This window comes from Microbacterium phoenicis (genome assembly GCF_047302325.1).
Lineage (GTDB): Bacteria > Actinomycetota > Actinomycetes > Actinomycetales > Microbacteriaceae > Microbacterium.
Genome location: NZ_CP154849.1, coordinates 2,606,053 through 2,628,665, shown reverse-complemented (window position 1 = coordinate 2,628,665; position 22,613 = coordinate 2,606,053). Strand labels below are relative to the sequence as shown.

The 22,613-nt window shown below is 71.5% G+C and carries 19 protein-coding genes; 9 read left to right on the top strand and 10 right to left on the bottom strand.

The window, feature by feature from the left end; translation table 11 throughout:
- Positions 1 to 81: 81 nt before the first annotated feature.
- Both ABCU91_RS12830 and ABCU91_RS12825 read left to right on the top strand, forming a co-directional pair.
- Complete coding sequence (locus tag ABCU91_RS12830; RefSeq protein ID WP_413353985.1) at positions 82 to 900, top strand: PP2C family protein-serine/threonine phosphatase; 819 nt, start codon at positions 82 to 84, stop codon at positions 898 to 900.
- Positions 901 to 966: 66 nt separating this feature from the next.
- Positions 967 to 3,696 carry an FtsK/SpoIIIE domain-containing protein gene (locus ABCU91_RS12825; RefSeq protein ID WP_413353984.1) on the top strand — a complete coding sequence of 910 codons (2,730 nt, stop codon included), beginning with the start codon at positions 967 to 969 and terminating at the stop codon, positions 3,694 to 3,696.
- Positions 3,697 to 3,708: 12 nt separating this feature from the next.
- Here ABCU91_RS12825 and ABCU91_RS12820 read toward each other — a convergent pair whose 3' ends face one another.
- A complete protein-coding gene (locus ABCU91_RS12820; protein ID WP_406923709.1) occupies positions 3,709 to 4,698 on the bottom strand; it encodes an asparaginase in 990 nt (329 codons plus the stop codon).
- A 61-nt stretch (positions 4,699 to 4,759) separates the two neighbouring features.
- Here ABCU91_RS12820 and ABCU91_RS12815 point away from each other — a divergent pair, with 61 nt between their 5' ends.
- Positions 4,760 to 5,230, top strand: a complete 471-nt coding sequence (locus ABCU91_RS12815) for an OsmC family protein (RefSeq protein ID WP_413353983.1) — start codon at positions 4,760 to 4,762, stop codon at positions 5,228 to 5,230.
- Between the two features lie 21 nt (positions 5,231 to 5,251).
- Here the strand turns inward: ABCU91_RS12815 and ABCU91_RS12810 are convergent, their stop codons facing one another.
- Entirely contained in the window at positions 5,252 to 6,031 is a 780-nt protein-coding gene (locus tag ABCU91_RS12810; RefSeq protein WP_413353982.1) for a lysophospholipid acyltransferase family protein, read from the bottom strand.
- A 144-nt stretch (positions 6,032 to 6,175) separates the two neighbouring features.
- Between ABCU91_RS12810 and ABCU91_RS12805 the strand changes: the two genes are divergently transcribed.
- Together ABCU91_RS12805 and dxr are read left to right on the top strand one after the other, a co-directional pair.
- Positions 6,176 to 7,135: an FKBP-type peptidyl-prolyl cis-trans isomerase gene (locus ABCU91_RS12805; protein ID WP_406923712.1), complete on the top strand. Its 960-nt coding sequence runs from the start codon at positions 6,176 to 6,178 to the stop codon at positions 7,133 to 7,135.
- Positions 7,136 to 7,178: 43 nt separating this feature from the next.
- Positions 7,179 to 8,261, top strand: a complete 1,083-nt coding sequence (dxr, locus tag ABCU91_RS12800; RefSeq protein WP_406923713.1) for a 1-deoxy-D-xylulose-5-phosphate reductoisomerase — start codon at positions 7,179 to 7,181, stop codon at positions 8,259 to 8,261.
- Between the two features lie 7 nt (positions 8,262 to 8,268).
- On the opposite strand, the gene ABCU91_RS12795 is transcribed toward dxr, so the two are convergent.
- From ABCU91_RS12795 to ABCU91_RS12785, 3 genes are all read right to left on the bottom strand, one after another.
- A complete protein-coding gene (locus ABCU91_RS12795; protein WP_413353981.1) occupies positions 8,269 to 9,843 on the bottom strand; it encodes a Mur ligase family protein in 1,575 nt (524 codons plus the stop codon).
- A 40-nt stretch (positions 9,844 to 9,883) separates the two neighbouring features.
- Positions 9,884 to 10,558, bottom strand: coding sequence for a DUF1775 domain-containing protein (locus tag ABCU91_RS12790; RefSeq protein ID WP_413353980.1), 675 nt, complete (start codon positions 10,556 to 10,558; stop codon positions 9,884 to 9,886).
- A gap of 77 nt (positions 10,559 to 10,635) precedes the next feature.
- Positions 10,636 to 11,214: a hypothetical protein gene (locus tag ABCU91_RS12785; protein ID WP_413353979.1), complete on the bottom strand. Its 579-nt coding sequence runs from the start codon at positions 11,212 to 11,214 to the stop codon at positions 10,636 to 10,638.
- 83 nt (positions 11,215 to 11,297) lie between these two features.
- Between ABCU91_RS12785 and ABCU91_RS12780 the strand changes: the two genes are divergently transcribed.
- Complete coding sequence (locus tag ABCU91_RS12780) at positions 11,298 to 12,614, top strand: M50 family metallopeptidase (protein WP_413353978.1); 1,317 nt, start codon at positions 11,298 to 11,300, stop codon at positions 12,612 to 12,614.
- A gap of 7 nt (positions 12,615 to 12,621) precedes the next feature.
- Here the strand turns inward: ABCU91_RS12780 and ABCU91_RS12775 are convergent, their stop codons facing one another.
- Entirely contained in the window at positions 12,622 to 14,526 is a 1,905-nt protein-coding gene (locus ABCU91_RS12775) for a chorismate-binding protein (protein ID WP_413353977.1), read from the bottom strand.
- A 237-nt stretch (positions 14,527 to 14,763) separates the two neighbouring features.
- Between ABCU91_RS12775 and ispG the strand changes: the two genes are divergently transcribed.
- A complete protein-coding gene (gene ispG / locus ABCU91_RS12770; RefSeq protein WP_413355410.1) occupies positions 14,764 to 15,894 on the top strand; it encodes a flavodoxin-dependent (E)-4-hydroxy-3-methylbut-2-enyl-diphosphate synthase in 1,131 nt (376 codons plus the stop codon).
- A gap of 44 nt (positions 15,895 to 15,938) precedes the next feature.
- On the opposite strand, the gene ABCU91_RS12765 is transcribed toward ispG, so the two are convergent.
- Genes ABCU91_RS12765 through ABCU91_RS12755 form a run of 3 tightly spaced genes read right to left on the bottom strand, consistent with a single transcriptional unit; the run spans position 15,939 to position 19,098 of the window.
- A complete protein-coding gene (locus tag ABCU91_RS12765; protein WP_413353976.1) occupies positions 15,939 to 16,958 on the bottom strand; it encodes a 1-aminocyclopropane-1-carboxylate deaminase in 1,020 nt (339 codons plus the stop codon).
- A complete protein-coding gene (locus tag ABCU91_RS12760) occupies positions 16,955 to 17,617 on the bottom strand; it encodes a GntR family transcriptional regulator (protein ID WP_413353974.1) in 663 nt (220 codons plus the stop codon). The genes ABCU91_RS12765 and ABCU91_RS12760 overlap by 4 nt, the downstream gene beginning before the upstream one ends.
- Positions 17,618 to 17,664: 47 nt before the next feature.
- Positions 17,665 to 19,098, bottom strand: a complete 1,434-nt coding sequence (locus tag ABCU91_RS12755) for an RNB domain-containing ribonuclease (RefSeq protein WP_413353973.1) — start codon at positions 19,096 to 19,098, stop codon at positions 17,665 to 17,667.
- An 89-nt stretch (positions 19,099 to 19,187) separates the two neighbouring features.
- Here ABCU91_RS12755 and ABCU91_RS12750 point away from each other — a divergent pair, with 89 nt between their 5' ends.
- Entirely contained in the window at positions 19,188 to 20,078 is an 891-nt protein-coding gene (locus ABCU91_RS12750; RefSeq protein WP_413353972.1) for a cation-transporting ATPase, read from the top strand.
- Between the two features lie 13 nt (positions 20,079 to 20,091).
- On the opposite strand, the gene pcp is transcribed toward ABCU91_RS12750, so the two are convergent.
- On the bottom strand, positions 20,092 to 20,727 hold the full coding sequence (gene pcp, locus ABCU91_RS12745; RefSeq protein ID WP_413353971.1) for a pyroglutamyl-peptidase I: 636 nt from the start codon (positions 20,725 to 20,727) through the stop codon (positions 20,092 to 20,094).
- Between the two features lie 47 nt (positions 20,728 to 20,774).
- Here pcp and ABCU91_RS12740 point away from each other — a divergent pair, with 47 nt between their 5' ends.
- Entirely contained in the window at positions 20,775 to 22,568 is a 1,794-nt protein-coding gene (locus ABCU91_RS12740) for a proline--tRNA ligase (protein WP_413353970.1), read from the top strand.
- The last annotated feature ends 45 nt before the right edge of the window (positions 22,569 to 22,613 follow it).

Genomic DNA, 22,613 nt, shown 5'->3' with positions numbered 1-22,613 from the left:
ACGGGTTGTGCCGCATGATGACGGGGGCGCCGTCGACTAGAGTGTGAGGACGCTGCGCCGATCAGGAAGAAGGGTGGGAGCGTGCCCGAAGCCGTCACCTCATCCCGCGTCGTCCGTACGGGCGCGGGTTCCATCGAGGTGCGTTGGGCCGAGGTCACCCATCAGGGGCGTCGTCGCGAGAACAATCAGGATGCCGTGCTGTCGGCGTTCCCGCTGTTCGTCGTCGCCGACGGCATGGGCGGTCACATCGGCGGTGAGATCGCGAGCTCCCGGACGGTCGAGCGCCTGTCCGCTGCCGTCGAGCGGGGCACCGTGTCTCCCGACGTGATCGAGGACGCGCTCGAGCGCGCGGTCGACGACATCGCATCGCACGCCGAGACGACCGACGACGGCACCGGGACGACGGTCACCGGCGTCTATCTCGACCTCACCGGCGACGAGCCGACCTGGGTCACGCTCAACATCGGCGACTCGCGCGTGTACCTGCTGCGTGACGGTGCGCTCGCGCAGGTGACGACCGACCACTCCGTGGTCCAGGAACTCATCGCGGCGGGTCGCCTCAGCCCCGAAGAGGCCGAGAACCATCCGTACGGCAACGTCATCACCCGTGCCGTGGGTCCGAGCGACGGCGTGGTCCCCGACTACGTCCGCCTCGAAGTCGTCGACGGCGACCGCTTCGTCGTCTGCAGCGACGGGCTCACGAAGGAGCTGACGGACTACGGGATCCTTCACTTCCTGCTGCAGAACGACGACCCGTCCGCAGCGGTCGATGCCATGCTCGAGGCGGCGCTGGAGAACGGCGGCCGCGACAACGTCACGATCATCGTCGTGAGCGCGCGCGTGCTGTCGGCAGACGACGACACCGCCACGGCCGAGATCTCCTCCCCGGCCGGCACCTGAGCGGATCCGTCCACAGGCCGTGGCCTCGCGCAGCGGCTCTCTCGGTGCTCCGCGCATCGTGGATGGGTGTCCACCCTCACTCGCGATGACCCGCTGACCCTGCCACGTCGTGCTGCCCCGACACCCCGACCGCCGCTCCCGGTGATGACGGCGGTCGTCCCCGTCATCGGGGCCGGCGTCCTCTGGGCGGTGACCGGGTCCGCCTACGCGCTCCTGTTCGCCGCGCTCGGCCCTCTCATCGCGATCGCGTCCGTCGCGGACGCGGCGCGGACGTCCCGCCGCACGGCGCGGAAGGACGCGGTGGCGGTGTCGCGCGAACTGGCGGCGGCCGAGGCTGAGGTGGCGAGACGCCATGACGAGGAGCGCGAGCAGCGGTGGGCGACGCATCCCGACGTCTCACGATTCCTCGCGCGGCCCGAGTCGATCTGGCGCGCTGTCCCCGAGCGGGAACACACGCTCGTCGTCGGCTCCGGGGATGACACCAGCACGATCCGCGTCTCGGGTGGTGACGGCGACGACGACGCCACCGCGCTCCGACGCAGCGCCGGCGTCGTCGAGGACGTCCCGGTCCTCGTCCCCATCGACACGGGCGTGGCTGTGATCGGCCCACCCGTCCTCGCCGCCGCCGTCGTCCGCGCGCTCGCGCTGAACGTTCTGCTGTGTCTGGCGCCGGGCCGCGTGCGCCTGGGCGACGACGGACCCGCATGGACGGATGCCGCGCCCCACCGCTCTGCTGCGGTCGGCCCCCTGCTGCAGATCCTCGAGGCGGGAGGTGTCGTGGGCGGCGATGTCGACATCCCGCTGGTCGTCGTCCCCGACGGCGCCCCGCCCCCGCCCCGGTGCGGCGCAGTGCTCCGGATGACGAGCCCGACGACGGCGCGCCTCGACCTCGAGGGGCGCACCCGCGAGGTGACCGTCGGTCTCGTCGGCGTTACACAGGCTGCCCGGGTGGCACAGCTCCTCGCAGATCGTGCGGCCCGTGCCCTCGGACACACGGCCGACGACGCGCTCACGCTCCGCGACGCAGTGCAGGCGGCGCCGATCGCCCGAGCGGGGACGCTACCGGCGGCATTCGCCGGCGCGGGCGGGGTCGCCTTCCCCATCGATCTCGTCGCCGACGGGCCGCATGCCGTCGTGATCGGGATGACGGGGGCGGGGAAGAGCGAACTCCTCACGTCCTGGGTCGTAGCGCTGTGCGCCGCCCACACGCCCGCCCAACTCGGGTTCCTTCTCGTCGACTTCAAGGGAGGCCGGACGTTCGACCACCTCGCGCCGTTGCCGCATGTCACCGGGGTGCTGACCGACCTCGACGAGCCGACCACGCTGCGAGCGATCGAGAGTCTTCGCGCCGAAGTGCGGTACCGCGAACGGACTCTCGCCGCCGTCGGCGCACGTGATGTCGACGAGGCGGGGGAGGTCCTCGGGCGCCTCGTGATCGTCGTCGACGAGTACGCCGCGCTCGTCGCCGCCCACCCGGTCCTGCACGACGTGTTCGGCGATCTCGCGGCCCGAGGACGCGCCCTCGGCATCCACCTGGTCCTCGCGGCGCAGCGTGCGAACGGCGTGTTCCGCGACGCTGTCCTCGCCAACGCCCCCCTGCGGATCGCGCTTCGCGTCGCAGACGGTGCGGACTCCCGCGCCGTGCTCGGCGTCGACGACGCGTGCCGGCTGTCCGGCCGTCCCGAGTCGCGCGGGACCGCCCTCGTCCGCCGGAGCCGAGACACCGCACCGCACGTGGTGCGCGTCGCGCTGTGCGAGCCCGAAATCGTCACGGCGACCGCCGAGCGCCATCGGGGTGCGCGTGCCCGGAAGCCATGGCTCCCCGCCCTGCCCGCGCGCATCCCGCTGGCGTCGTCGCAGCCGCGGGACGGCGTCCTGCTCGCCGTCGCGGACGAGCCGGACCAGCAGCGGCAGCAGGAGGTGATCTGGAGTGAGTCTGCGCTGGCGGTGATCGGGGGCCCCGGCAGCGGACGGACCGGAGTGGCGCGTGCGGTGGCCGCCCAGACGGCCGCGCTGACGGTGCCTCCGGATCCCGAGGGGGCGTGGGATGCCCTCGTCGCCCTCGAGCGTGCTCCGAGCGGCGCGACTGTGGTCGTCGACGACCTCGATGCGGTGCTGTCGGGGCTCCCCGGCGAGTACGCGGCGGCGGCTGCCGACGCGCTGGAGCACGCCCTGCGCGGAGCGCGAGCCCGCGGCATCCGCATCGTGATCACGACCCAGCGGGTGGGAGCGGGCGTCGGGCGCCTTCTCGATCTCGTGCCGCGGCGATTGATCCTGGGGACCGCGTCCCGCGCCGATCATGTCGCGGCGGGCGGAGAGGCCGCGGACTTCCTACCGGACCTCCCTCCTGGTCGCGGTCGCCTCGGGCGCACCCTCGTGCAGGTCGTCGACGCGGCGCGGGCCGACGACGGGCTGCAGGCGGCGCCGCCGGCACCGTGGCAGCCGGGTCGGCGTCCGGCTGCCGTCATCCTGCCCGCCGGTCCGCGGTCGCGCCGGCTGACCGCCGCGTGGGAGCGACTGGGGGTCGCCGTGACACCCGTCGATGCGAGTGCGACCCTCGAGCGTCGCGGTGTGCTGGTAGGTCCACCGGATGCGTGGCTCGCGCAGTGGCGTCTGCTCGCGGCGGCCCGGGCCGATGCGGACCTCGTCATCGACGCCGCGTGCGCGAACGAGTACCGCTCCCTCGTCGGATCCCGAGATCTGCCGCCGTTCGTGCTGCCGGGCGCCGGGCGCGCGTGGCTGCACGCTCCCGAGCGCGGGGTGCGCCGCGTCCTGCTCGAGGACGCGCAGCACTAGCGCCGGCGCGACTCAGACGGTGGGACGGATGACGCCGACGTCCCGGCCCCCGCCGGCGACCGTCAGCGGAAGCTCGCCGAGCGTGCGGGCGACATCCGCGGCCTGCAGAGCGCCCGCGCGGACGAGGAGGGTCAACGCCGTGACGACGCCGGCGCGATTGCTGCCGTCGAGCATCTTGAGGACCACGGTCGTCCCGTCGGGAGCGACCATCGACATGACGCCTTCTGCGCCGTGCTTGGCGAACACGCCCAGCCGTTCCGTCACGATCGAGTCCGGCTGGCCGGGGCCCTGGATCACCCAGGGGTTCTCGCGGACCGCCCGCACGAGAGCGCCGGCGCTGCGGTGCAGCGCGAACGGAGACCGCTCGGAGGAGGCCCCGATGCGATGGACGGCCCGGGCGAGCGCGGCGAGACTCATCGCGTGCACCGGTGCGCCGCATCCGTCGATCGCCGTCGCCGTGATCTTCGTGCCGGTCAACCGTTCCACGACCTCGCGGGTGTGGACCTGAAGCGGATGCTGCGGGTCGAGGTAGGTCGCCATGTCCCAGCCGTTGACGTGGCAGGCCAGCAGCATCGCCGCGTGCTTGCCCGAACAGTTCATCCTCACCCGCTGAGGGCCGAGGAGCTCGCGCGTCATCTCGTCGCGGGCAGCGGCATCACCGGGCCACGAGGGTGGACACAGCAGCGCATCTTCGGCGACACCCGCCGCGCTCAGGATGTCGGTCACGAGCGCGACGTGGCGATCGGTGCCCGAGTGGCTCGCCGTCGCGACGGCGAGGTGCGCCCCTTCGAGGTGAGCTCCCGCCGAGACACTGGCGAGCGCCTGCATCGGCTTGAGCGCGGATCGCGGCAGTATCGCCGACTCGACGGCACCGAGAGACGACACGACGCCTCCATCGGGGTCGAGCACGATCGCCGAACCCGCGTGGCGGGACTCGACGAAGCCGCTCCGCTCGACGACGGCGAGTTCGACGGCATCCGTCACAGCGAAGGTCTCAGGCACCCGCCCAGCCTACCCAGCGCTCTCGGCCCGCCCGCGGTACCGCCCATGCGAGACTGGCCGCGTGCACGACGAACACCACTACCGAGTGAACACACGATGGACGGGAGACCGGGGCACGGGAACGAGCGGATACCGCGACTACGACCGCGACGTCACCCTGCGCGTCGACGGCAAGCCGGAGCTCCTCGGCTCGAGCGACCGACCGTTCCGTGGCGACCGGACACGCTGGAACCCCGAGGATCTGCTTCTCGCAGCGCTGTCGGAGTGCCACCTGCTGTCCTACCTGCACGCCTGCGTCACGGCGGGCGTCGTCGTCACGTCCTACGAGGACGACGCGACGGGAACCATGGTGCTCGACGGCACGGGCGGAGGTGCCTTTCGCGAGGTCACTCTGCACCCGCGGGTGACCGTCGCCGACGAGGCGATGATCCCCGCGGCCGAAGCCGCTCACCGTCAGGCGAACGAATGGTGCTTCATCGCGAACTCGGTCAACTTCCCCGTGCGCCACGAAGCGGTCGTCACCACCGGATGAGCTCCGGCCTTCACGAGCCGCTCAGCGGCGCTCGTGGGGGAGGACCTGCTTGAGGCGCTCGACGGGATTCTGTGCCGGCACCTCGTTGTACGCGCCTGCGAGCTCCTGGCCCGAGAGCGCGTGGATCGCCGACATGATGTCGTCGGTCGCCTGACGTCGTGCCCGCCCCGACGCCGCCGAGCCGTGCGGCGACAGGTCGATCGGCTCGCCGTACCGGATGGTCACGCGCGGCGACAGGCGCGGCCACTTGGCACCGACCGGCATCGCGTCGTTGGTCCCCACGATCCCGACGGGGACGACCTTCGCCCCGGTCTCGAGCGCGAGGAAGGCGACACCGGTGCGGCCCTTGTAGAGACGTCCGTCCAGCGAGCGCGTCCCCTCGGGGTAGAGCGCGATGGCCTTGCCGGACTGCAGGATGCGGCGCTGTTGGTCCAGTGCGTCGAGGGCGGCCTGGCCGGCCCCGCGCTGGACGGGCGTGGCGCCGAGAGCGCGGAAGAAGCGGTTGCTGAACCAGCCCTTCACACCGCCGCCGTCGAAGTAGCTCGACTTGGCGAGGAAGTACACGGGGCGCGGTGCGAACAGCGGCAGCACGAACGAGTCGATGAAGCTCAGGTGGTTGCTGGCGAGGATGATCGGGCCGGACCGGGGGATGTTGTTCGCTCCCTCGATGCGGGGGCGGTAGATCAGGCGGGCGAGCGGTCCGATTCCCCAACGCACGAGGTAGTAGAGGCTGCCGGCACGGGCGAGTTCATCGGCGGACGACTCGGCGGAGGTCTCGGGGGGAGTCGGCGCTTCGGTCACCACAAGAGGGTACTGCCAAACCCATGCACCTCCCGACATGACGGATGCGCCGGTCGGCGGACGAATCGGGACCCTACTCACACCCCGGACAAAAGAACCTGAGGGAGGATGGACCGACTCCCCGTATCTCTGTGAGGTTCTTCCGTGCGTCTTCGTCCCCTTGCCGCCTTGTCCGCCGCCGCTGCGGCCGTCCTCATCCTGGCCGGGTGCGCCTCCGGTCAGGGCTCCGCTCAGCCCACCGGGACTGCCGCTGCCGACCTGTGCGCTGCGGCGGCGCCTTCGGGCTCGGCATCCGACTCCGTCAAGGTCGACGGTGAGGCCGGAAAGCCCTCAAAGGCGACGTTCTCGACCCCGCTGGAGCCGAAGGAGCTCGAAGTCACCGTGCTCGACGAGGGCAAGGGCGATGCCGTCAAGCCCGGCGAGTTCGTCTCGTACGCGATGACGGCGTACAACGCGAAGACCGGCGAAGAGCTCGCCACGGTCGGTTACACGCCCGGCGAGTTCCTCCCGTCGCAGCTGTCGGCCGACTCCGTCCTCGGCCAGGTGTTCGGATGCGGCAAGATCGGCACGCGCGTCGTCGCCACCTTCCCCGCCACCGACAAGGCTCAGGCCGAGGTCTACGTACTCGATCTGCTCGGCACCGTCCCGACGGCGGCTTGGGGTGAGCCCCAGGACGCACCCGCAGGCTTCCCGACGGTGGCTCTCGCCGACAACGGAGCACCGAAGATCACGATTCCCGAGGGGCAGGATCCGCCGGCGAAGACCGAGGTCGCCGTCCTGAAGAAGGGCGACGGCTACACCGTCAACAAGGGTGACTACGCCCTCATCCAGTACACGGGCGTGCGCTGGTCGAACGGTGCGACGTTCGACTCGACGTGGGAGAAGGGGTCGCCGATCGCGTACCCCACGACGCAGTACGTGCCGGGATTCCAGAAGGCCCTCGAAGGCCAGACCGTGGGTTCCCAGGTCCTCGTCGTGATCCCGCCGGCCGACGGGTACGGCGAGGGCAAGATCAACGAGACCGACCTGAAGGGGGAGACGATCGTGTTCGTCGTGGACATCCTCGGCGCGCAGTCTCCCACCGCGGGTTCGCCCGAGGAGTGACCTATCGGCGGGCGCTTCGGCGCCCGCCGATAGGGTGAGGGCTATGCGACGCATCCTGATCCTGGGTTCCACCGGCTCGATCGGAACGCAGGCACTCGATGTCATCCGCGCGAACCGCGATCGTTTCGAGGTCGTCGGCCTGGCCGCCGGGCGTGATCGCGACGGGATGCGGGCGCAGGCCGACGAGTTCGGGGTCGCCCAGACGGCTCTGGGAGCGGTCGAGGCCGAGCGGCTGGTGCGCAGCGTCGAGGCCGACGTCGTCATCAACGGCATCACCGGGTCCGTGGGGCTCGGGCCGACGCTCGCGGCCCTCGAGACCGGGGCGATCCTCGCGCTCGCCAACAAGGAGTCCCTCATCGTCGGCGGGCCGCTCGTGACGAAGCTCGCAGCGCCCGGTCAGATCGTCCCGGTCGACTCCGAGCACTCCGCGATCGCGCAGTGCCTCCGGTCGGGCGATGCCGCGGAGGTGCGCCGGCTCGTCCTCACCGCTTCGGGTGGACCGTTCCGCGGGCGCTCACGTGATCAGCTGCATGACGTGACGCCGCGCGAGGCCCTCGCGCATCCCACGTGGGACATGGGGCGCGTCGTGACCACCAACTCCGCGACGCTCGTGAACAAGGGGCTCGAGGTCATCGAGGCGCACCTCCTCTTCGACGTCCCCTACGACCGCATCGACGTCACCGTCCACCCGCAGTCGATCGTCCACTCGATGGTGGAGTTCGTCGACGGGTCGACGATCGCTCAGGCATCCCCGCCCGACATGCGGCTCCCCATCTCGCTCTCCCTCGATTGGCCGCACCGCGTCGCCGGGGTCGGCGCTCCGCTGGACTGGACGACGGCGTCGACGTGGACCTTCCAACCCCTCGACGTCGACGCCTTCCCGAGCGTCGCGCTCGCCAAGCAGGTCGGCGTCGCCGGTGCGACCTATCCCGCCGTCTTCAACGCCGCCAACGAGCAGGCCGTCGACGCCTTCCACGAGGGCGCGCTCCCGTTCCTCGGCATCGTCGACACGATCTCCCGCGTCGTCGACGCCCACGAGGCCCCGAGCGAACTGACCCGAGAATCGTTGGCCGACGCCGAGCGGTGGGCCCGGGAGACGGCCGATCGGATGATCGCCGAGCGCTGACCTCGCGTCAGCCGGAGACGGGCCACCCGGCTCGGCGGAGGGCGTCCTGCGCGGCGCCCGCGGCGTCGAACGGCGTCCGTACGCCGCGGATCTCGCGGTAGTGCTGGTGCCCCGGACCCGCCCAGAGGATCGCATCGCCGTCGCCGGCCAGCGAGACGGCGGTCGCGATCGCCTCCTCCGGGGGAGTTACCTCGTGCACGACGACGTCGGGCCGCGCCGCGCGGGCCCCGTCGATGAGGGCACGACGGATCAGGGCGGGATCCTCGGAGCGGGGATGCTGGTCGGTGATGACGAGGACGTCACTCCCGAGGGCTGCGACGGCACCCATGTCGGCTCGCTTGGTCGTGTCGCGGTCGCCGTTCGCTCCGCAGACCATGATGACGCGACCGGCTGTGACCCGTCGCACCGCGTCGAGCGTCTTGGCGAACGCGTCGGGGGAGTGACCGAAGTCGAGGTAGAGCGCGGGACCGCGGTCGCCGGACAGTCGCTCGATGCGGCCGGGGAGGTGAGCCTCGATGCGACGACCGTCGAGGAGCCCCGTCAGCGCCGTCCACTCCCACCCGGCCTCGAGCAGCATGACTATCGCGAGGCCCGCGTTCGAGGCCATGTGCGGGCCGATGACCGGGACGGTCGTCGTCAGCGCGTCCGAGGGGCCGGTCAGCGTGAAGGTGGTGCCCTCGGGGGTCTCCGAGATGATCTCGACCCGCCAGTCCGCGCCGACGGCCGGGTCTTCCGCGATCGCGGGGGTGAGGACCGTCGTGACGGGGATGCCGGCGGTCGCAGCGATCTCGATACCCGCCGGCTGGTCGACGCAGATCACGGCCCGCCGCGCGCGCGCTGGCGTGAAGAGCGCGGCCTTCGCGGCGAGGTACTCGGTCATGTCGCCGTAGTCGTCGAGGTGGTCGTGCGAGAGGTTGGTGAAACCCGCGACGTCGAAGTGGAGTCCGTCGACGCGATGCCGCGTGAGTGCCTGCGCGCTGACCTCGACGAGGATCGCGTCGACGTCGCGCTCGCGCATGAGCCCGATGAGCGCATGCATCTCGGATGCCTCGGGTGTCGTCAACCGCGACGGGATCACCTCTCCCGCGATGTGGCGCTCCGCCGTCGACGAGAGTCCTGTGACGACGCCGAGGCCCTGCAGCATGCCCTCCATGAGGTGGGTGACGCTGGTCTTGCCGTTCGTGCCCGTCACCGCCAGGAGAGGGGGGAGGAATGCTCCCGCTCCCGTGCCGTAGACGAGCGCGGACAGACCGCCGAGGATCGCGCGCGGGTTCTCGACCACGAGGACGGGCACCGCGGGCTCGGGCAGGAGCTCGGCGCCGGCGGCATCCGTCACGATCGCGACGGCGCCCTGCGCGATCGCATCCCCCGCGAACTCGGCCCCGTGGCGGTGCACGCCGCGGACGGCGACGAAGAGCTCGCCGGGGCGGAGGTCCGCCGTGGCGAGCGTCACGCCGCGGACGGCGACACCCTCGACGTCCGCGCGCCGGTCGAGACCCAGATGGGCCGCGACGTCGGCGAGGGGCACGGCCTTCGGAGCAGAGGGCCGGAGGACGGGGGGCGGAGCGGAGGGGTTCTGCATGGTCCCTCCATCATCGCACCCGGCCTCCGGCCGGCCCGGGTCAGACCTTGCGGCGGTTCAGGATCGCGACGACGAGCGCGGCGGCCCCGAGGACGAGGGCTCCGCCGCCGAGCCACGTGGCGATCGGATCCGTGGAGGTCGACGCCTCCGCCGCCGGTGCGGCGGCGGCGTGGTCATCGTCGTCGTGATCCGACGAAGCCGCGGAGGCGGCGCCGACCGCGACGACGGGGGCGGGTGACTCCAGAGTCTCGGGGTCTTCGCCGTCCTTCGCGATCTGGTTCCACTCGGTCTCGCCCGTCGCGCACTGCTGCGTGACGGGGAAGGCGATGTCGGCGCCGCCGACCTTCGACGAGAACAGCGCATCGAACGAGGCCGAGGCCGCGAAGCCGTCCTCGATCGGCGTGATCGCGGTGTAGGTGACCTGGGTGGGCACGTTGTTCTCGCCGAGGACGCGGCTGACCTTCCAGACGCCGTCGACGACGGGGGTGACGTTGTCGACGCCCTCGGGGATGTCGAAGACGAGGGCGGTGGTCGCCGCGCCGTCGCAGCCGTGGCTGAACGAGAAGTCCAGCCGCGAGGTCGCGCCGGCGGCGGCACCGTCGGCGTGGACGTGGACGTGGGCGGATGCCGCCATCGGAGCGGCGAGGACGAGGGCGCCGCCGAGGGCGAGGCCGGTGAGGGTGAGCGCCGAACGGCGCGCAGGACGAGTGGTCATGATGGGGTCTCCTCGAAAGAGGCGGATTCGTGTCCGCCGGTGAATGGTGAGCGTGGGCCGCGGGTGCCGCGGCAGGCTCAGCGGGGAGGCCCGCGTCGGGAGAGGTCGGCGAGGACGAGTCGCGGCCGAAGGCGCAGCGGTTGCGGGAGGGCCGCCGCGGGCGCCGGTATCGGGGAGAGCGGCGCAGGTGCGGTGGGGCGCAGGAGGTGTCGGATGCCGCGGGCCACGGCGCGCAGCATCCGTTCGCCGTGGCACACCGCCACTGCGGTCGCGATGCCCGCGATGACGTGGGCCGCCAGCATGTCGGTGCCGGTCGCCATGCCTGTTCCCGTGGACGGGCCGAGGATCAGCAGGCCGTGGTGGTGCGTCGACGCACCCGCCTGCGGGACCACGTCCCCCACCAGGGCGAACGCACCGTGCAGGATCGCCTGAGCGGTCACGACCGCCAGGCCCGTACGGAATGCTCCCGGGCGCGAGCCCACGATCGCGAGGGCGACGGGCCAGGCCAGCAGTGCCACGGTGAGCACGAGCCACGGAGCGGGTGGTGTGCCGCCTCCGAGCGTGTGCGCGGCGGATGCCGTGAGTGTCGCGATCGCCGCGGCACCGCCCGCTCGCGCGACACGTGCGCGGCGCGAGTCGGCGGGGCGGGGGATCACCCCTCCAGCCTAGATCGGTCACGGTCAGACCTCGGCGGGCGTCGTCATCGCCGGTTCATAGTGAGCGAGGGTAGCGTCGGCTCGTGACCGTTCTCGCATTCATCATCGGCGTCCTCGTGCTGGTGGTCGGACTCGCCGTGTCGATCGCCCTCCATGAGGTCGGACACCTGGCGCCGGCGAAGGCGTTCGGCGTCCGTGTCGGCCAGTACATGATCGGCTTCGGTCCCCGGATCTTCTCCCGGAGGATCGGTGAGACGGAGTACGGGTTCCGTCTCCTGCCGCTCGGCGGATTCATCTCCATGGCCGGGATGTACCCTCCCTCGAAGGCCGCTGCCGAGGGCGAGCCCGAGAGGGGAACCCCCCGTCGCCGCCGGTTGTTCGAGTCGATGATCCAGGACGCCCGCGTCGTCAATGACGAGACGCTCAAGGGCGACGGCGGTGAGCGCGCCTTCTACCGCCTGCCCGTCTACAAGCGGGTCATCATCATGCTGGGCGGACCGGCCATGAACCTCATCCTCGCGATCATCCTGTTCGCGATCATGTTCTCGGGGATCGGTGTGCAGACCGCCACCACGACGGTCGCCGCCGTGAACGAATGCGTCCTCCCCGCCCAGACGTCGAAGACCGCCTGCGCGGCCGGTGATCCGGTGTCGCCGGCGGCGGCCGCCGGCATCCGTCCGGGAGATGTCATCGTCTCGGTCGACGGGACCGCCGTCGACACCTTCGCCGAGGCGTCCGCGATCATTCAGAAGTCTCCCGAGAAGACGCTTCCGATCGTCGTCGACCGCGATGGTGCGCGGCAGACCCTCGAGGTCACCCCGGTCCTCGCGACGCGCGAGGTGCCCGCGGCGGACGGCACCATGGCGACCGCGGAGGTCGGGTTCGTGGGCATGTCCGCCACCGTCGGGTACGTTCCTCAGCCGATCTGGGAGGGGCCGCAGGCAGCGATCGAGCAGACCGGCCGTGTCATGGGCATCATCTGGCAGCTACCCGCCCGCGTGTACCAGACCGCGGTGGACACGTTCACCGGTGCCGGTCGCGACCCGAACGGTCCCCTCTCGGTCGTGGGCGCCGGGCGTCTCGCGGGTGAGGTCGCCGCGACCGACGCACCGATCCTCAACCGCGTCTCGGGCATGCTCGCGCTGCTCGGCTCGTTGAACATCGCCCTTTTCGTCTTCAATCTCGTGCCGCTGTTGCCGCTGGATGGCGGCCACATCGTCGTCGCGCTCTGGGACGGACTCAAGCGCGTGTGGTCGCGGCTGACGGGGCGTCGCGCGCCGCGACCGGTCGACGCCACGAAGCTCATCCCGGTGACCTACATCGTCGTGATCGGTCTCGTCGTCATGGGCGGCACGCTGATCCTCGCCGACATCGTCAACCCGGTCCAGCTGTTCGGCTGACGCCGGTTCAGCCCTCGACGGGGCTGAGGGCGTGCGTGACGAGCCGGTCGAGGGTCGTCAGGCCGTCCCGCGACAGGATCGACTCGAGGTGGCCCTGCACGGACGCGTACCCGGGCCCTCGGAGCGCGTAGACGTCGCCGGTCACGGCGTCCGCGGCCACGTCGGTCGCGCCCACCCGGTCGGTCCCCGGCGCGACGCGTGCCGTGAAGGTGTTGTAGAACCCGATGGATGCCGCGGCCCCGAACACGCCGACGGTCTTCTGGAGCCCCTGGTGCGGGCTCGCCAACGGCGCGAGGTCGATGCCCAGCCGGTCGGCGAGGACCTGATGGCTCAGACAGACGGCGAGGAGGGGTGCGCGCGCGTCGAGGCGGGCCCCAACGACCTCGCGCAGGCGCGCGATCCGATCGCTGTCCGTATCGCGGGGGTCGCCGGGTCCGGGGCCCGAGACAACGAGGTCGGCTGCCGCGACGGCATCCGGCGTCGCCTCCGACCAGTGCGCGATCGTCACGGCGAAACCGAGGTGGCGGAGTTGATGGGCGAGCATCGTGGTGAAGCGGTCCTCGGCGTCCACCACGAGAGCGGTCCGTCCGGCCAGCGGGCCCCGGCTCGGTTCGCCCTGCGGGTTGAGCCAGAATGCGGCGAGGCGGGCGTTGCGTGAGGCGAGGAGCTCGGCGATCGCCGGGTCCTCGCCGAGAGGCCGCCGCGCCGCGGCGGGTGCGTCTTTGTCGACCGGGGAGGCGACGACGGTGTCACGGGGGATGGCGCCGATCGCGCCGAGGACTCCGGCCGCCTTGCCGTGCGTCTCGCCCACTTCTCCGTAGGGGTCGGAGTGGCGCACGAGCGTCGCCCCGACCGGGACGCGCAGGCGGCCGTCGACGACGTAGGCGGTGCGGATGAGGATGGGCGCATCGAGGTCGTGACCGCCGTCCGCGCGCGGCGTGAACAGCGCGGCGACCCCGGAGTAGTAGCCGCGGGGGCTCTGCTCGTGCCGCGCGATGACCGTGCAGGCGTTCTGCATCGGCGAACCGGTGACGGTGGGCGCGAACATCGTCTCGCGCAGGATGTCGCGGGGGTCCATCGTGCTCGTGCCGCGCAGCATGTACTCGGTGTGCGTGAGGCGCGACATCTCCTTGAGGTGCGGCCCCGTGATGCGGCCGCCGTCGCTGCAGACGGCCGACATCATCTTCAGTTCCTCGTCGACCACCATGAACAGTTCCTCCGTCTCCTTCGTGGAGGAGAGGAACTCGGTGAGCGTCTCGGCGGTCGCGCCGCCGGCGGGGTGCCGGAAGGTCCCCGAGATGGGGTTCATCGTCACGATGCCGTCCTGGGCGCTCACGTGCGCCTCGGGACTCGCGCCGACGGCGAGGTGGTCCGGCGTCGAGACGAGGAACGTCCAGTACGCGCCCCGTTCGTGCTCGAGGAGTGCGCGGAACCAGGTGAGGCCCGCGGTGAGCGGGTCGCCGTCGACGCCCGCGACGTAGTCGCGTCGGATGACGAAGTTGGCGCCCTCACCGCGGCCGATCTCATCGGCGATGACGCGGCGGACGATGTCGGCGTACGCCTCGTCGTCGATGTCGAAGCCGGCATCTTCGAGCGGGATGCGGGCCGTCGGCAGTTGCGCAAGGGCGTCGGCCAGGGGGAGGGCGCGGCGCTCGCCGACGACGAGACAGCGGAGGGGGGCCTCGTCGTCGTGGCACGCGAATCCGCGCTCGACGACCTGGCGGAACGGCACGAGTGCGAGGACTTCGCGCCCTGTCCCGGCGGCGTCGGTGAGGGGGATGTCGGCGAGCAGTTCGACGTCGATGACATCGCCCGTGAGTACCTCGACGGTTTCGCCATCGCGGGCGAGGAGGGCGAAGGGGACACCGCGGGCGGCGAGGTCGGCGAGGATGATCGGGGCGGTGCCGGTCATGGTGGTTCTTCCGTTCGGGGCGGTCGCCGGTAAAACGAGAAACGACCGCCGGGCGTTCAGCTCAGGCGGTCGTCGAATGCTCGCAGCGTCCGCCTCAGGCGGGGCGCCACCACGTGCGGTTCGCGAACATGGGGCGAACCTACCACAGGCGGCTTTGGCGGCATCCTCGCGGCTGCCTACCGTGCCGCGCGCTCCCCAGCGGCTTAGGCTGGAGTCGTGCCAGCAGTCAACATCGGGATGCCCCGCGTGCCGGAGACCCTCGCGCCTCGCCGCAAGAGTCGTCAGATCAAGGTCGGCAAGGTCCTCGTCGGCGGCGACGCCCCCGTCAGCGTCCAGTCGATGACGACGACGCCCACGACGAACATCAACGCCACCCTGCAGCAGATCGCCGAGCTCACGGCCTCCGGCTGCGAGATCGTCCGTGTCGCCGTGCCGCACCAGGCCGACGCCGATGCGCTCAAGATCATCGCGATGAAGAGCCAGATCCCCGTCATCGCCGACATCCACTTCCAGCCGCGGTACATCTACAGCGCGATCGACGCCGGCTGCGGTGCGGTGCGCGTGAACCCCGGCAACATCCGCGAGTTCGACGGCAACGTCGGTCAGATCGCCGCCGCGGCGAAGGACGCGGGCGTGTCGCTCCGCATCGGTGTCAACGCGGGCTCGCTCGACAAGCGACTGCTCGAGAAGTACGGCAAGGCGACGGCCGAGGCCCTCGTCGAGAGCGCCGTGTGGGAGGCATCCCTCTTCGAAGAGCACGACTTCCACGACTTCAAGATCTCGGTCAAGCACAACGACCCCGTCGTGATGGTGAAGGCCTACCGCATGCTCGCCGAGCGGGGCGACTGGCCGCTCCACCTCGGCGTGACCGAGGCCGGACCCGCGTTCCAGGGCACGATCAAGAGCGCGACGGCCTTCGGCATCCTGCTCGGCGAGGGCATCGGCGACACGATCCGCGTCTCGCTGTCGGCACCTCCCGCCGAAGAGGTCAAGGTCGGCCACCAGATCCTGCAGTCGCTGAACCTCCGCGAGCGCAAGCTCGAGATCGTCTCCTGCCCGTCCTGCGGTCGCGCGCAGGTCGACGTCTACTCGCTGGCCGACAACGTCACCGAGGGTCTCAAGGACATGACGGTCCCGCTGCGCGTCGCCGTCATGGGATGCGTCGTCAACGGCCCCGGTGAGGCGCGCGACGCCGACCTCGGTGTCGCCTCGGGTAACGGCAAGGGTCAGATCTTCGTCAAGGGCGAGGTCGTCAAGACCGTCCCCGAGGAGGACATCGTCGCGACTCTCATCGCCGAGGCGAACCGTCTCGCCGACGAGATGGGCCCGGACGCTCCGCTCGGAACGGCGCAGGTCGTCACCTCCTGACCGGGCACGCATGCCGAGGGTGAGCCCCCGGCATCCGCTCCGCGTCAGCTCCAGAGCGAGTGGTAGGCGTTGATCGCCGGCTGCCCGCCGAGGTGCGCGTAGAGCACGGTCGAGTCCTTCGGGATGTCGCCGCTCCTCACGAGGTCGATGAGCCCGGCGAGCGACTTGCCCTCGTAGACCGGGTCGGTGATCATCGCCTCGAGCCGTGCGCCGAGCGCCATCGCCGACATCGTCGAGTCGACGGGGATGCCGTAGAGGTCGCCCGCCCACCCCTCGAGCACCTGGATCTCGTCGTCGCGCAGATCCCGGCCGAGCTCGATCAGTTCCGCCGTGTTGCGGGCGATGCGTGCGACCTGGTCGCGCGTCTTCTGCAGCGTGGCGGACGCGTCGATGCCGATGACGCGGCGCCGCACGCCGGTGAGCTCTTCGAGGGCGGCGAAGCCGGCGATCATTCCCGCGTGGGTGGATCCGGTGACGGTGCAGACGACGATCGTGTCGAAGAAGACGCCGAACTGCTGCTCCTGCTCAGCGACCTCGAACGCCCAGTTCGCGAAGCCGAGGCCACCGAGGCGGTGCTCCGACGCGCCGGCGGGGATCGGGTAGGGGGTGCCGCCGGCATCCTCCACTTCCTGCAGCGCCTGCTTCCAGGAGTCGCGGATGCCGATGTCGAAACCGGCGTCGTCGAGGCGGGAGTCCGCGCCCATCATGCGCGAGAGCAGGATGTTGCCGACCTTGTCGCCCACCGGCTCGTCCCACGGGACCCACTTCTCTTGCACGAGGCGCGCCTTGAGCCCCAGGTGCGCGGCGACGGCCGCGACCTGGCGGGTGTGGTTCGACTGGTAGCCGCCGATCGAGACGATCGTGTCGGCACCGCTGGCGAGCACGTCGGGGACGATGTACTCGAGCTTGCGCGTCTTGTTGCCGCCGAAAGCCAGGCCGCTCGAGACGTCCTCGCGCTTGGCCCACACCTGCGCGCCGCCGAGGTGCTGCGTCAGTCGCTTCAGGTGCTGGAGGGGGCTCGGCCCGAAGGTGAGCGGATGGCGGGGGAACTGGTCGAGGATCACGGGGTCTCCTGGGGTGTGGTGTCGGTGAGCAGGTCGAGCCAGAGGCCTTCGGCGACGGATGCCGCGGCGTGCGCGTCACGGGCGGTGCAGTGTCGGATGAGGTCGGCGTGCCGGGACGCGGATGCGGACGCGTCGTGGGACCCGAAGCGCAGCCGCTCGGCGCGTTCGAGGACGGGGCCGTAGAGCGCGAGGACGGTGTGCACCGCCGCGTTCGAGGCACGCTCCACCGCGACGTCGTGGAACGCACGGTCCGCAGCGAGGGCTGCGTTGGTGTCCCCGGCGGCGTGCGCAGCGACGAAGGCGTCATTGGCCTCCTGCATCCGCTGGATGTCGCCGTCGGTGAGCAGCGGGGTCGCCTCGACGACCGCGACGCGATGCATGGCGGCGACGACCGCGGCGGCGTCCTGCACGTCCCGACCCTCGACGGGGGAGACGACGGTCGACCGCCCGGGGAGCGCCTGGACGAGCCCGGAGCGGGCGAGGTCGAGTAGCGCCTCGCGGACGGGGGTGCGGGAGACGCCGAGCCAGACGGCGAGCTCGGCGTCGCGGAGCTGCTCGCCGGGGGCCAGCGTCCCGTCGACGATGGCGTCACGGAGGCGCGTGCGGACCTCATCGCGCAGCAGCGGGCGCGGCGGCGAGGCGGTGGCGGGGACCGGCATGCAATATATTGCAGCGGTTTCAGGGCCGGAATGCAACTCCTGCCCCCTCAGACCGCCGTGAACTCCGTTGTTCCCGTGGCGATGTCGGTCCGCGTCAGGCGCACCCGCACCAGGCTCCCCGGTGCGCCCTCGACTGCTGTCACCGTCGCCTCGACGGGCGGTTGCGTCAGAGCGATGCGCGCGCCGTCGTCACGGCGCCGGAGCACCACGGCCTCGAAGACCTCGCCCTCCCGGCCGCGCAGGAGCGCGGCCTCGACACGATCCACGGCACCGGCGTCCAGACGCCCGGCGAGCTGCGACGACCGCCCCATGATCGAGGGCAGCTCGTCGAGGGTCGACCGCACCTCGTTCGGGACCTCCCGCCCGTTCGCGAGCGCCTCGCAGACCAGCAGCGCCCAGCGATCGACGAGTCGTCGCAGGGGTGCCGTCACATGCGCGTACGGGGCGGCAATCGCCGCCTGCACCGTGAGCTCGGGCAGCTCGCCGTCGAAGGCGGCGTAGCCGGCGCCTCGGAACAGTCCCGCGGCGTGCTCGCGGACGACACGGCCGAGCGGCGTCCGCGGCAGGTCCCGGAGGTAGTCGCCGTACGAGACGCCCTCGACCCACGGGAGGCCGAATCCGACGGTCTGCGCACGGAAGGCCGCGACGTCCTCATCGGATGCCGGGGGCATCGTCCGGAGGATCCCCACCCGTCCCGCGATCATCAGCTCGGCGGCCGCCATGCCGGTCATGAGCGAGACCTGCGCGTTCGCGTCCTCGAGGGGGACGCCCTCGTCGATTTCGAGCGTGTAGCCGTCCGCCGTCGCGGCGATGCGGGTTTCGGGGAGATTCAGGCTCGCCCCGCCCCGCTCGCTCTCGCGACGCGCTCGCTCCTCCCCGAACCAGACGAGGTGTCTCAGCGTGTCGGGCGCGGTCCCGTCGTCCACCGCGCGCTGGGCGTCGACGTACGACCACTGCGCCCGAGACCGGACGACTGCTCGGATGAGAGTCGTCGTTGTGGGGCGGGCGCCGGCATCCAACTCGAAGCGCCACACGAAGGCGCGGCGGTCGCGGTCCGGCAGGAGGGAAGCGGCGTCTTCGCTCAGGACGGCGGGATGCAGGGGCACGCGGCCGTCCGGGGCGTAGATCGTCTGCCCCCGTCGGCGGGCCTCGGCATCCACCGCGCCCCCGAAGGTGACGTAGGCGGGGACGTCGGCGATCGCGTAGTGCAGGACCGCGCCGTCGCCGGCGCGCTCGATGTGCATCGCCTGGTCGAGGTCGGTAGAGCCCTCCGGGTCGATCGTCAGGAACGGGATGCCGCGCAGGTCGACGAGCCCCGCCGCCGCCGGATCGGTCGGCACGGCGGTCGCTGCGTGCTCGGCTTCGGCCTGCACGTCTGAGGGGAAGGCGTCCGGCAGTGCGAGCTCGTCGCGGAGGGCGCCGAGCGCGTCCTTCAGCTCCGACTGGGCGGGCGAGACGAGGCGAGCACGACGGCGGGGCACGCGGCCAGTGTAGGACTCGGGGTGCGATCGGAGGTGATTGAGGTCGTCTGTCCAGCGGGTGCATAACGCGGACGCATACCGTCGTCGGCATGAGCAAGCTCTCTCGACTGATCGGTATGGCCTCGAAGGCTCTCGACAAGACATCCGGCTCGTCCTCCGCGGGCGGCACGTCCGGTGCGTCCGGAGACTGGCGATCGGTCGTCCGGTCCGCCGCAGACGCCATCACGGGCGACGGTCGCTCCCAGGGGGCCGCGCCGACGCAGGGACACACGTCGCCCGGCTCGCGGGGCGCGTACACCCCGCCGCCTGCACCGGCGGCATCCGCTTCGCAGGGCCGCTACGCACCGCCGCCCGCGCCCGGCACGGTCGGCGCCCTCGCGCCGGCGGACCGTCAGGCGATCGCGCGGTACGACTACCTCATGAAGACCGCCGATCCGCACCAGGTCGAGCAGATCCACCGCGAGGCCTTCGGGCGGCTGAGCCCGGAGCAGCGAGCGCACGTGCAGGCGCGGATGGCCGCGGAGCTCCCGGCGCACGAGCAGCCGCGTTCCGCCGACCCCGCTGATCTCGCCCGCGCCGCCGCCCGGACCGAGGCCTCCCACCCCGGGATGCTGAAGGGGCTGCTGGCCCGTGTGAGTGGCCGCGGGGGCGCCGGTTCCGGCATGGGACGCGTCGCCGGCGGCGCCGCGATCGGTGCGGGCGCAGGCATCCTCGGCGCGGTCGCGGGTGGCGCGATCGTCACCGCCGTCGCCGGGCCGTTGCTCGCGCAGGCCGCCGGGCTCGGGGTCGACTTCGACGCGCTCGCGCAGGGTGTCGACCTCGATGCCCTCGCACAGGGCGCCGATCTGGAGGGTCTCGCGGGGGATGCGCTCTCCGGCGTCGGCGACCAGGTCTCGGGTCTCGGCGAGCAGGTGTCGGGATTCGGTGAGAACCTCGGCGGCTTCGAGATCCCCGGCCTCGGCGACATCTTCGGGCGCTGAGCGCGGCGTCTCGTCAGGACACCGCCCCGCCGGGTGCGGTCGCGTCGACCTCGACGTCGAGGGACACGCGGACGGCGATCGTGAGGGCGTCGACGATCTGGTCGAAGGGGAGCGACGGCATCCCCTCGGGCGCCGTCTCCGCGCCCCAGGGCACGTGGACGAAGCCCGCGCGGACGGACGTACCCGCGGTCGCGTGGAGCGCGGCGTACATCGTCGCGTTGCAGACGAATGTGCCGGCGGTGTGCGAGACCGACGCGGGGATGTCGGCACCGCCGATCGCGGCCCGGATCGCCTTGACGGGGAGGGTCGCGAAGTAGGCCGCCGGGCCGCCCTCGACGACCGGCGCATCCTGCGGGCGGGCGCCGGCGTTGTCGGGGAGCCACGCGTCGGCGAGGTTGACCGCGACGCGCTCGGGGGTCACCGCGTGACGTCCGCCCGCCAGTCCGGTGGCGATGACGATGTCGGGTCGGTGCTCGTCCAGCAGCGCCGCCACGCGGGCGATGGCGCCCTCGAAGGTAACGGGCAGAACGTCGGTGACGAGACGCTCGGGGCCGGTCCAGCGATCCGCGACCACGCGGACGGCGTCACCGGACGGATTGACGGTGTCGCCCGCGAACGGTTCGAATCCGGTCAGCAGCACAGTCGGCATCCCTCCAGGCTAAGCGCGCCCGGCCCGCGCACCTAGACTTGACCCTCGTGGTCACCCGTCTCTCGACATACTTCCTCCGCACGCTCCGCGAAGACCCGGCCGACGCCGAGGTCACCAGCCACCGCCTGCTGGTGCGCGCCGGCTACATCCGCCGCGCCGCGCCCGGCATATTCACCTGGCTGCCGCTGGGCCTGCGCGTGAAGGCGAAGCTCGAGGAGATCATCCGCGATGAGATGGCGAACGCGGGCGCGTTCGAGGTGCACTTCCCGGCTCTCCTGCCGCGTGACCCTTACGAGGAGTCCGGGCGCTGGACCTCCTACGGTGACGGCATCTTCCGCCTGCAGGACCGCAAGGGTGCCGACTACCTGCTCGCACCCACCCACGAGGAGATGTTCACCCTCCTCGTGAAGGACCTGTACTCGTCGTACAAGGACCTGCCGCTGACGATCTACCAGATCCAGGACAAGTACCGGGACGAGGCGCGCCCCCGCGCGGGCCTGCTGCGCGGCCGCGAGTTCACGATGAAGGACGCCTACTCGTTCGACTACACGGACGCGGGTCAGGACGTCTCGTACCAGTCGCAGCGTGATGCGTACGAGCGCATCTTCACGCGGCTGAACATGGAGTACGTCATCGTGGCCGCCGACAACGGCCTCATGGGCGGTGCGCGCAGCGAGGAGTTCCTCCACCCCATCGCGGTCGGCGAGGACACCTTCGTCCGCTCCGCCGGCGGCTACGCCGCCAACGTCGAGGCCTTCACGACCGTCGTCCCCGACGCGCTGCCGATCCCCGATGGTGCGCCCGTCGTCTTCGACTCGCCCGCCACGCCGACCATCGAGACCCTCGTCGCGCACACGAACGCTCATCTCGAGGCTCCCGCACCGGGCATCGCCGGCCCTGCGACCGACGGTGCGACGCAGTGGACCGCCGCGCACACCCTCAAGAACGTCGTGCTCGCCCTGACCCACCTCGACGGTACGCGCGAACTGGTCGTCGTCGGACTCCCGGGCGACCGCGACATCGACGACAAACGTGTCGAGGTCGCCTTCGCCCCTGCAGAGGTCGAGGCCGCCACCGAGGCGGACTTCGCGAAGCACCCCGGTCTCGTGAAGGGCTACATCGGTCCGTGGTCGGCGAACGGCGCGGTCCTCGGTGAGGAATCGACCACCGGCATCCGCTACCTCGTCGACCCCCGCGTCGTCGAGGGCACCGCGTGGGTCACGGGCGCGAACGAGCACGAGAAGCATGCCCACTCCGTCGTCTACGGTCGCGACTTCACGGCCGACGGCGTCGTCGACGTCTCGAACGTCCGCGCCGGCGACCCGGCACCCGACGGGTCGGGCCCCGTGGAGCTCGCCCGCGGCATGGAGATCGGCCACGTCTTCCAGCTGGGGCGCTTCTTCGCCGAGAAGCTCGGCCTCAAGGTCCTCGACGAGAACGGCAAGCTCGTCACCGTCACGATGGGCTCGTACGGCATCGGCGTGACGCGCATCCTCGCGATCCTCGCCGAGCTCAACAACGACGAGCGCGGGCTCGTGTGGCCCGAGTCGATCGCACCGTTCGACGTCCACGTCGTCGCGACGGGACGGGATGCCGCGGCCTTCGACCTCGCTGAGAAGCTCGCCGCCGACCTCGAGTCGGCCGGGCGCGACGTGCTCCTCGACGACCGGCCGAAGGTCTCGCCCGGCGTGAAGTTCGGCGATGCCGAACTGGTGGGCGTGCCGAAGATCCTCATCGTCGGCCGTGGCGCCGCCGAGGGCCAGGTCGAGCTCTGGGACCGCCGGTCGGGCGAGCGCACGATGCTCGCCGCCGCGGAGGCGGTCGCGGCGCTGACCGCCTGAGCGCCGGCATCCGTTACTGGCAGAAACCCTGCCGTTCACCCGTCG